Origin of the sequence: Spirillospora sp. NPDC046719 (assembly GCF_040645715.1) — a bacterium.
Lineage (GTDB): Bacteria > Actinomycetota > Actinomycetes > Streptosporangiales > Streptosporangiaceae > Spirillospora.
The window spans coordinates 1-1,028 of the sequence record NZ_JBEYYT010000956.1 but is presented as its reverse complement, the minus strand read 5'-3'; the positions used below and the strand labels follow the sequence as shown (position 1 = coordinate 1,028).

Below are 1,028 nucleotides of genomic sequence, written 5' to 3'. Positions count from 1 at the left end.
TACTATCTTCGTTATAACCTTAGCTATCGTGAAGTTCAAGAAATCTTATATGATCGTGGCATTAACGTTTCTCATACGACGATTTATCGTTGGGTGCAAGAATATGGCAAACTACTCTATCAAATTTGGAAAAAGAAAAATAAAAAATCCTTTTATTCATGGAAAATGGATGAAACGTACATCAAAATTAAAGGAAAATGGCATTATTTGTATCGAGCCATCGATGCAGATGGTTTAACCTTGGATATTTGGTTACGTAAAAAACGGGACACACAAGCAGCCTATGCTTTTCTTAAGCGGTTAGTGAAGCAGTTTGATGAACCGAAGGTTGTAGTCACAGATAAAGCCCCCTCTATTACAAGTGCCTTTAAGAAACTAAAAGAATACGGCTTTTATCAAGGGACAGAACATCGTACCATTAAATACCTGAATAATTTGATTGAACAAGACCATCGTCCAGTAAAGAGACGCAATAAATTCTATCGAAGTTTACGCACTGCCTCTACCACGATTAAGGGCATGGAAGCCATTCGAGGATTATATAAGAAAACCCGAAAAGAAGGCACTCTCTTCGGCTTTTCGGTGTCTACTGAAATCAAGGTATTAATGGGAATAACAGCCTAAATCATAGATACCGTAAGGGATTTTATTCTTTATTTAAAACTTTGCAACAGAACCCTTGTATGTAATTGACTAAAACGTACAATTTTAGCTTTTAAATATGACCCTTATTTATGACCTGCTCTAATCTCACTATTCATCAGCATTCAAAAAACAGCTCACAACTGTTGAAGAATGAACTGTTCCGTTCGATTGTTTTGGCATATAACTCACTGTCATTTTTACTCCCTCTCCGAAATAAAATGAACAACTTTTTGAATTTTATTTTCCAAGTTTTCTAATTGCTTTTGATAATCAGACATCAATTCTTTTGTCTGATTATTTTTATTTTCGTTTAAATGTTTAGCAATTTGATTGATATTATTTCCGATACGTTTTAGTTCAGATTTTGTCGCAGAAATTTCAGA

At 34.1% G+C, this 1,028-nt stretch carries 2 protein-coding genes; one reads left to right on the top strand and one right to left on the bottom strand.

Translation table 11 applies throughout. The annotated features are described in order from the left end of the window. The coding region (locus ABZ914_RS51830; protein WP_500201881.1) for an IS6-like element IS1216 family transposase at positions 1 to 624 on the top strand (624 nt) is incomplete at its 5' end. A 218-nt stretch (positions 625 to 842) separates the two neighbouring features. Here the strand turns inward: ABZ914_RS51830 and mobC are convergent. Further along, on the bottom strand, positions 843 to 1,028 hold a 186-nt coding region (mobC, locus tag ABZ914_RS51825), incomplete at its 5' end, for a plasmid mobilization relaxosome protein MobC (RefSeq protein ID WP_500201880.1).